Source organism: Microbacterium sp. MEC084, from assembly GCF_004514465.2.
Taxonomy (GTDB): domain Bacteria; phylum Actinomycetota; class Actinomycetes; order Actinomycetales; family Microbacteriaceae; genus Microbacterium.
Genome location: NZ_MYFP02000012.1, coordinates 67,997 through 75,306 on the forward strand (window position 1 = coordinate 67,997; position 7,310 = coordinate 75,306).

At 70.6% G+C, this 7,310-nt stretch carries 11 protein-coding genes and 1 pseudogene; 4 read left to right on the plus strand and 8 right to left on the minus strand.

The window, feature by feature from the left end; translation table 11 throughout:
- Window positions 1-5: 5 nt before the first annotated feature.
- Both B5M43_RS10910 and B5M43_RS10915 read right to left on the minus strand, forming a co-directional pair.
- Window positions 6-167 (minus strand): hypothetical protein, encoded by a 162-nt coding sequence (locus tag B5M43_RS10910; RefSeq protein WP_167626828.1) that lies wholly within the window; start codon window positions 165-167, stop codon window positions 6-8.
- Window positions 167-940 carry a class E sortase gene (locus B5M43_RS10915; RefSeq protein ID WP_230667974.1) on the minus strand — a complete coding sequence of 258 codons (774 nt, stop codon included), beginning with the start codon at window positions 938-940 and terminating at the stop codon, window positions 167-169. The genes B5M43_RS10910 and B5M43_RS10915 overlap by 1 nt, the downstream gene beginning before the upstream one ends.
- A gap of 35 nt (window positions 941-975) precedes the next feature.
- On the opposite strand from B5M43_RS10915, the gene B5M43_RS10920 reads away from it, so the two are divergent.
- Window positions 976-1,227, plus strand: a complete 252-nt coding sequence (locus tag B5M43_RS10920) for a cell division protein CrgA (protein ID WP_055988784.1) — start codon at window positions 976-978, stop codon at window positions 1,225-1,227.
- Window positions 1,228-1,372: 145 nt separating this feature from the next.
- Here B5M43_RS10920 and B5M43_RS10925 read toward each other — a convergent pair whose 3' ends face one another.
- Both B5M43_RS10925 and B5M43_RS10930 read right to left on the minus strand, forming a co-directional pair.
- Window positions 1,373-2,248, minus strand: coding sequence for a rhomboid family intramembrane serine protease (locus tag B5M43_RS10925; RefSeq protein ID WP_055988783.1), 876 nt, complete (start codon window positions 2,246-2,248; stop codon window positions 1,373-1,375).
- A 19-nt stretch (window positions 2,249-2,267) separates the two neighbouring features.
- The gene (locus B5M43_RS10930) at window positions 2,268-2,825 is read right to left on the minus strand and encodes a peptidylprolyl isomerase (protein WP_055988782.1); all 558 of its coding nucleotides are present in this window, start codon (window positions 2,823-2,825) and stop codon (window positions 2,268-2,270) included.
- Window positions 2,826-2,923: 98 nt separating this feature from the next.
- Between B5M43_RS10930 and B5M43_RS10935 the strand changes: the two genes are divergently transcribed.
- Together B5M43_RS10935 and B5M43_RS10940 are read left to right on the plus strand one after the other, a co-directional pair.
- Window positions 2,924-3,448, plus strand: a complete 525-nt coding sequence (locus B5M43_RS10935) for a DNA helicase (RefSeq protein WP_134746966.1) — start codon at window positions 2,924-2,926, stop codon at window positions 3,446-3,448.
- Entirely contained in the window at window positions 3,448-3,924 is a 477-nt protein-coding gene (locus B5M43_RS10940; protein ID WP_134746964.1) for an aminoacyl-tRNA deacylase, read from the plus strand. Before B5M43_RS10935 ends, B5M43_RS10940 begins: the two co-directional genes overlap by 1 nt.
- Before the next feature lie 115 nt (window positions 3,925-4,039).
- Here B5M43_RS10940 and aroQ read toward each other — a convergent pair whose 3' ends face one another.
- From aroQ to B5M43_RS10960, 4 genes are all read right to left on the minus strand, one after another.
- A complete protein-coding gene (aroQ, locus tag B5M43_RS10945; protein ID WP_134746962.1) occupies window positions 4,040-4,477 on the minus strand; it encodes a type II 3-dehydroquinate dehydratase in 438 nt (145 codons plus the stop codon).
- A gap of 17 nt (window positions 4,478-4,494) precedes the next feature.
- A complete protein-coding gene (locus B5M43_RS10950) occupies window positions 4,495-4,923 on the minus strand; it encodes an NUDIX hydrolase (RefSeq protein WP_055988779.1) in 429 nt (142 codons plus the stop codon).
- A 101-nt stretch (window positions 4,924-5,024) separates the two neighbouring features.
- Window positions 5,025-5,195, minus strand: a complete 171-nt coding sequence (locus B5M43_RS10955; RefSeq protein WP_082542950.1) for a CsbD family protein — start codon at window positions 5,193-5,195, stop codon at window positions 5,025-5,027.
- A gap of 99 nt (window positions 5,196-5,294) precedes the next feature.
- Complete coding sequence (locus B5M43_RS10960) at window positions 5,295-6,743, minus strand: threonine/serine exporter ThrE family protein (RefSeq protein WP_134746960.1); 1,449 nt, start codon at window positions 6,741-6,743, stop codon at window positions 5,295-5,297.
- Window positions 6,744-7,080: 337 nt separating this feature from the next.
- Between B5M43_RS10960 and B5M43_RS10965 the strand changes: the two are divergent.
- Window positions 7,081-7,310, plus strand: a pseudogene (locus tag B5M43_RS10965) (IS3 family transposase); the annotation flags it as partial.

A 7,310-nucleotide genomic window follows, 5' to 3' on the forward strand; every position in this document is an offset into this window, starting at 1 on the left:
CGGGATCAGCCGGCGCCGACCGTGACCTCGTCGGGCACGAACGTCATCGCGATCCACGGGTACACGTACACGAAGAGCCCGTAGAGGACCGCGGCCGCGAGCGCCAGCAGGATGATCACGCGCACCCACCACGGGCCGGGAAGCAGGCGCCAGAGGGCGGCGTACATCAGATCAGCTCCTCGGTCAGGGCCGGGGGCGTCCCGCCGGCGCCGCGCGGCAGGAACGAGTCGAACACGCCGTACGCCACGATCCGCTCCGCGAGCGAGAACCGGGGCGAGCAGCTCGTCATGGTGATGTACCGCTCCCCCGCCGGAACCTCGGGCGCCTGCGGCACATCGGCGAGCACGTCGTATTCGTCCGGCTGCACGTACTCGAGCGTGCGGAACCGGTAGGTGTACCAGCCCGCCTCCGTCTCGATCACGATCGGATCGCCGATCCTCAGGTTCTGCAGGTCGGCGAACGGCTTGCCGAAGGTGGTCCGGTGCGCGGCGAGCCCGAAGTTGCCGACGTCGCCGGGCATCTCCGTGTCGAGATAGTGGCCGACGCCGATCGTGTCGAGCGTCCCGGCGCGCGTGACGCCCCCGGCGATGGACGCCCGGTAGTCGTCTCCCCATCGGGACACGTACAGCGCGCCGAATACCTCGCGGTCCGCCGGCTGCGGCAGCACGACGGGCTCATATCCGCCGTCCTCGGCCGGCTCGGGCAGCGGAGGCAGCTCGGCCGCCGGGATCTCCGCCCACTCGCGCGAGAGCTCCTCGGCCTTCGCGGCGTGCGAGGAGCCGTAGATGACGTCGCCGATCCACAGCTGCCAGACCACGTAGAGCAGGATGATCGCGCCCGCCGTGATCAGGAGCTCGCCGAGCACGCTCGCGAACGTCGCGCGGCTCCTGGGCCGCTCGTCGCGACGCCGCATCGCCCCCGTCTCCGGCACTGCCGTCACGGTCCGAGCCTATCCGGACCGATAGGATGTGTCCCATGGCACGAGCAGACAAGCGCCCCGCCGGACGCGACGACGACGCGATCGACCGCGCCCCCGGAGAGCCGGCGCCCAACCCGGTGTGGTTCAAGCCCGTGATGGTGGGCTTCATGCTGATCGGGCTCGTGTGGATCCTGGTGTTCTACCTCTCGGGCATGCAGTTCCCGATCCCGGGCATCCAGGCCTGGAACCTCGTCATCGGGTTCGGGATCGCCTTCATCGGCTTCCTTATGACCACGCGCTGGCGGTAGCCGCATCCGCTTCCCGAGACGCCCGACGGATATCCGTCGGGCGTCTCGTCGTCTCCGGCGACGGGCTCGCGGCCGCGATGCCGTGACAGGAATTACACCGGTGTGATTCATCCCCAGCGGGGGATAAACCTGTGGATAACTCGGGTCAGAGAATGAGCGCCGGGGGCAGCGCGAGCAGCGCCAGCAGCACGGCGACGATGCCGGCGAGGAGCGCGATCTGCAGCCGATGCTGGGCCGGGCGCTGGGTGGTCGCGATCACGAGGCCCACAGCGAGCCCGGCGATCAGGCCGCCCACGTGGGCCTGCCACGAGATGCCGCCGAACGAGAAGCCGACCACGAGGTTGACGCCCAGGATGATGAGGATGCCCGTGACGTTGCCGCCCAGGTGACGCCCGATGACGACGAGGGCGCCGAGCATTCCGAAGAGCGCACCCGACGCCCCGACGACGGGCGTGTCGAACGCGAGCAGCGCGACCGCGACGGATCCGCCGAGGCCGGAGATCAGGTAGAGCGCGAGGTAGCGCCACCGCCCGAGCATGGGCTCGAGCAGGCGCCCGATCATCCAGATCGAGAGCAGGTTCAGCGCCACGTGCAGGAAGCCGCTGTGGACCAGCAGGACGGTCAGCAGGCGCCACGGCTCGAACCAGCCGAACTGTGGATAGATCCGCGGCGCCCAGAAGGCCAGCATGCCCTGCAGGCTGACGCCGAACGGAGAGAGCAGCAGGTCGAGCAGGAAGAACGCGCCCGTGACGCCGAGGATCCAGTTGGTCACGGGGGCGGCGCCCGCGGCCGCGACCGCGCCGCCGCGACCCCACCGGCGCTCCGCGCGCTTCTGCGCCGGAGTACGGCTGCGCTGCTGCGCGCGCAGGCACTCGGGGCAGATCACCCCGACGGCCGCCGGCGTCTGGCACTCCGGGCAGACCGTGCGCTGGCAGCGCTGGCAGAGCGCGAAGCTCATCCGGTCGGGGTGCCGGTAGCAGAAGTCGGCGGGGTTGCGGGGGCGCGGGTCGGTGGTGGTCACGGCGACGGCCGAGAGGTCGTCAGGCCGCGGTGATCTCGACGGAGTGCAGCACGACCGGCTCGAGCGGGCGGTCCTGCGCGCCGGTCGGCACCTGTGCGATCGCGTCGACGACGGCCTTCGAGGCGTCATCCGCGACCTCGCCGAAGATGGTGTGCTTGCCCATCAGCCACGGGGTCGGGTCGGTCGTGATGAAGAACTGCGAGCCGTTCGTGCCGCTCAGCTTGCCCGTGATGGCGTTGGGGCGCTTGCCCGCGTTCGCCATGGCGAGCTTGTAGGGCGTGTTGAAGTCGAGCTCCGGGTTGATCTCGTCGTCGAACGTGTAGCCGGGGCCGCCGATGCCCTGACCGAGCGGATCGCCGCCCTGGATCATGAAGCCGGGGATGATGCGGTGGAAGATGACGTCCTTGTACAGCGGGCCGTCGCCGGGCTTGCCCGTGGCGGGGTCGGTCCACGATCCGGAGCCGTCGGCGAGGCCGACGAAGTTCTGGACCGTCTTGGGCGCGTGGTCGCCGAAGAGGTTGACGACGATGTCGCCGTGGTTGGTGTGCAGGGTGGCAACGGCAGTGTGCTGAGGCATCTACACATTCTCTCAGAGCTGGGCAACCCTCTGCCCCTGACCAGGTCATCTGGCAGGATGGGGAGACACCACATCCCCAGGGACAGGGAGGGCCACCCGTGAGCCTCAGCAAGAAGCGCAAGAAGGAGCTCCGCAAGCTCCAGGATTCCGCCGTCCAGCTGTGGGAGGCGCAGCAGGTGCTGGTCTCTGACGCGGCGCAGGTCGCCCGCGAGGCCGGCCGTCAGCTCGGCAACTACAACCGCGAGCACGTCGCCCCGGTGATCGACGAGAAGTACCACCACTATGTCGAGCCGGTCGTGGACCGCGTGTCCCCGTACGTGGAGTCCAGCCGCAAGGCGTCCAAGCGCTTCCTCGACAGCAAGGTCGCCCCGGCGGTGGGCGGCGCCGTCGGCAAGGCGCTCTCGGCGCTCGACGCGGCGAACGACGCGCGCATCGAGTACGCCAAGAAGCGTGCCGGCATCCCGCTCGTGGAGCCGAAGAAGCAGCGCAGCACCGGTCCGATCATCGCGATCGTGCTGGGCGTCGCCGCGGCGGGCGCCGTGCTCTACGCCGCGTGGCAGACGCTGCGCGCCGACGACGAGCTCTGGGTCGCGGACGACCCGCTGGCCTCGCCCGACGCGTAGTGTCGGTCGATCGCGTTCGAACTGCCGCGGCGGCTCGTGGTCTCGAGATCGAGATCCGCGAGTCGCCGCGGGCGTCTTCCCTCGAGGAGGCGGCCGCGCTGCGCGGCATCACACCCGCCGACATCGTCAAGACGCTCGTCGTGAAGGGCCGGGGCGACCAGTACCTGTTCGCGCTGATCCCCGGCGACCGCTCCATCTCGTGGCCGAAGCTGCGTGCGCTGCTCGGCGTGAACAGGCTGCGGCTGCCGGAGCCCGAGCTGGCTCTGGAGGCCACGGGCTACGAGCGCGGCACCATCACGCCACTCGGCAGCACCCGCGACTGGCCTGTCTACGCGGACGAGCGGATGACCGGACGCCGCGTCTCCATGGGCGCGGGCGCGCACGGCTGGACGCTGTTCGTCGACGCGGACGCCCTCATCGCGTCCTACGACGCGACGGTCGCCGACATCAGCGAGCCCATCGAGACGATCCGCTAGTCACATCCGGTCGTTCAGCGGCGCGATCGTCGCTCACTCCCGGTCGTTGAGCGGAGCGAAGCGGAGACGAAACGGGTCGAGCGAGCGAAGCGAGTCGAAACCGCCGTCTCGCCGCTCAGCCGAGCAGCGTCGCGAGGCGGCGGATGGCGAACTCGTAGCCCTGCACGCCCGCGCCGACGATCACGCAGCTGGCGACGTCCGACAGGTAGGAGTGGTGGCGGAAGGGCTCGCGCGCGTGCACGTTCGAGATGTGCACCTCGGCGAACGGCAGGGACACGCCTGTGAGGGCGTCGCGCAGGGCCACCGACGTGTGCGTGAAGGCGCCGGGGTTGATCACGATGCCCGCGCAGTCGCTCTTCGCCTCGTGGATCGCGTCGATCAGCACGCCCTCGTGGTTGCTCTGGACCGCGCGGAGCTCGAAGCCGAGCTCGTCCGCGACCGCCATGGCCCGATCGACGACGTCGTCGAGCGTGTCGGTGCCGTAGACCTCGGGCTCGCGCGTTCCGAGCAGGTTGAGGTTCGGGCCGTTGACGAGCAGCAGGCGGGTGGTCACGGTCGTGCTCCGATCGTTCAGTGGTGGATGCCGGCCATGTCGAGGGCCTTGTCGACGAGGCTGACGCGCTCGATCCCGCGCACCTTGGACAGCGGCACCCACTCGGCCATGTCGCTCGAGCCGTCGACCTCGTGGGTGAGCGTGCCGCCCACGACGGTCGCGCGGTAGACGATGCGCAGCGCGTGCAGCGGCCCGCTCGCCTCCCGGTTGAGGCGCTTCTTCGCGGGGATGACATGCGAATCGATGCCGAGCAGCGCGTCGAGACGCACCTCGTAGCCGGTCTCCTCCCACACCTCGCGGCGCGCGGCGTCGGCCGGGTCCTCGCCCGGCTCAAGACCGCCGCCCGGCATGGACCAGGCGGGCACGCGACCCTCGATCCAGCGCGACAGCAGCACCCGGTCCTCGTCGTCGACGATCACGCAGTAGGCGGCGACGCGCATGTCCATGGGCTCAGCCTAGCGATGCGCCCTCGCGCGAGATCCGTGCCGCGGCGCGAGGATGCCCCCACGCCCGGGGGCGCAGGGGCATCGCGGTCGAGCCGGGCGGCCTACTTGAAGGCGTCCTTGACGTTCTCGCCGGCCTTCTTGAGGTTGGCCTTCGTCTGGTCAGCCTCGCCCTCGGCCTGAAGGCGCTCGTTGTCGGTCGCCTTGCCGGCGGCCTCCTTCGCCTTGCCCTTCAGGTCCTCAGCGCCGTGCTCGATCTTGTCGTCGAGTCCCATGGTGGCTCCTTTCGTCGGGGTCCGGGTGGTGCCCGGGGTAGCCACGATAGGAGGGCGCGCGGGATCCATCATGGGGGTCGCGGATCGCGCGATCTTGCGCTAGTGCTCGGTCGGAACCCGCAGCACGACGTTCGCCCCGCCCGCGGTCGGCCGGGCCACGGCTCGCCGCGCGGCGGTGAAGCCGCCCAGCGTTCGGGCGAGCGGCGAGCCGATGAAGAGGCCGAGTGTGGCACCGGCCGCGAGCGCGATGCCGACCATGCCGGCCGTGATGAGCGACGACGTCGCGAACAGCAGATGCTCGGTGACGCCGCCCGCCTCCACGAGACCGAGAAGGCCGCGGAAGACCGCGGCACCCGGCACGAGCGGCAGGATGGCCGCGGTCGTGACGGCGACGGAGGGCACGTGCAGGCGGTGCGCCAGAAGCGCGCCCACCACGCTCGCGACCAGCGCGCCGACGAAGCTCGCGGGCGCCTGGTCGAGGCCGGCGGCGCTCACGGCGGCGAAGGCCGCCCACGCGATGACCCCGAGCAGCGCGCTGACCACGATGATCCGCAGGCCCGCGCCGTTGAACACCGCCACCGCGATCGCGACCAGCACCGCGCCGGCGAACTGCGCCGCGAGCGGGCCGAGCGGCAGCGGGGCGCTCGGGGGCTCCATGCCGACGCCGAGCGCGCGGGCGAGCTCGAGGCCGACGAGGATGCCGAGCACCACGCCGAGCGTCTGCACGGTCAGCTCCAGGATGCGCCCGCCCGCCGTGAGCGAGAATCCGTCGATCGCGTCCTGCGCGGCCCCCACCACGGCGAGGCCCGCGAGCATCAGCACGATGCCGGAGGACACGACGATGGTCGGCCGGACGTCGACGAACGGCTCGATCCCGAGCCGCGCGAGAAGCGCCGTCAGCACCGTGAGCGCGGTCAGCACGAACGCCCCGGCGATCTGGCTGAAGAACAGCGGCACCTGCAGGCGTGCGAGGCCCGCCTGCGTCAGGGCGACCCCGAGCGCGGCGAGCAGCGTCGCCAGCAGGATCGACCACGAGGCGCCGAACATGGCGCCCACGCCGACCGCGAGCAGGGCCTGCGAGAGGATGACGACCGAGGGACGGTAGCGGAACGGCGTGCGCCGGATCTCCCGGAACCGGGTGCGCGCCTCGTCGAGGTCCAGCCCCGCCTCGACCGCGCGGACGAGGGCCTGGAGCTGCTGCAGCTTCGCGTGGTCCGGCACCGCCGAGCGCACGACGCGCATGATCGTGACCGGCCACTCGCCGCCGTGGCGGTGATCCGAGACCGTGATGGAGTTGAACGTCACGTCCACGTGGACGTTGCGCAGCCCATACGCCTGCGTGATGCGCAGCGCCGCGAGCACGACCTCCTTGGCGGAGGCGCCGACCGACAGCATGACCTCCGCCACGCGCATGGCCAGGTCGATCACGCGCAGCACGGTCGCGTCGTCGATGACCGGCAGCGCCTGTGTCGTCGTCCGGTCCGGCGCATCGCTGTGGATGGCCCTCCGTACGCTCTCGATCACCCGCCGCCCGTGCTCGCGAACCATATGTCTATCCTCCCCGATCGCGCCGAGGGCTCCATGAGACCGCATTCGACCGGCGAGACCGCAGACCGCGGTCGACGCCGTCGCCGCCGACGCCGGTCTCGTCGGGATCCTGCGGTCTCATTGCGATCGCGCGCGATCCGGGCCGCCGCTGCTCGTTCACTCCGCGCGTCGAGTCGCCCCCGAATCGAGGAACACCCCGATACGGTTTCGCACGCAGGTCCTCAGGCGCCCCTCTGTCGACCAGGAGGTTCACCGTCGCGGGAAATGCTCCCACGCGGCAGCCTGCGAAGACGTTGCCGCTGATTGAGAATCCGCCACTGTCCCGAGCGATGTCGCGGAGGAGAACAAGCGCCTGCGCCGCGAGGTGGCCGAGCTGCGGAAAGCGAATGAGATCCTCAAAGCCGCGAGCGTGTTTTTCGCGAAGGAGCTCGACCGGCCCTGACCGAGATGATCCGCTTCATCGACGAATATCGAGAGCGGTTCGGGGTCGAGCTCATCTGCCGGACGCTGCGCCCGGCAGTGCAGGGTTTCATCACGTCCCGCGGGTATCGCGCCGCGAAGACCCGC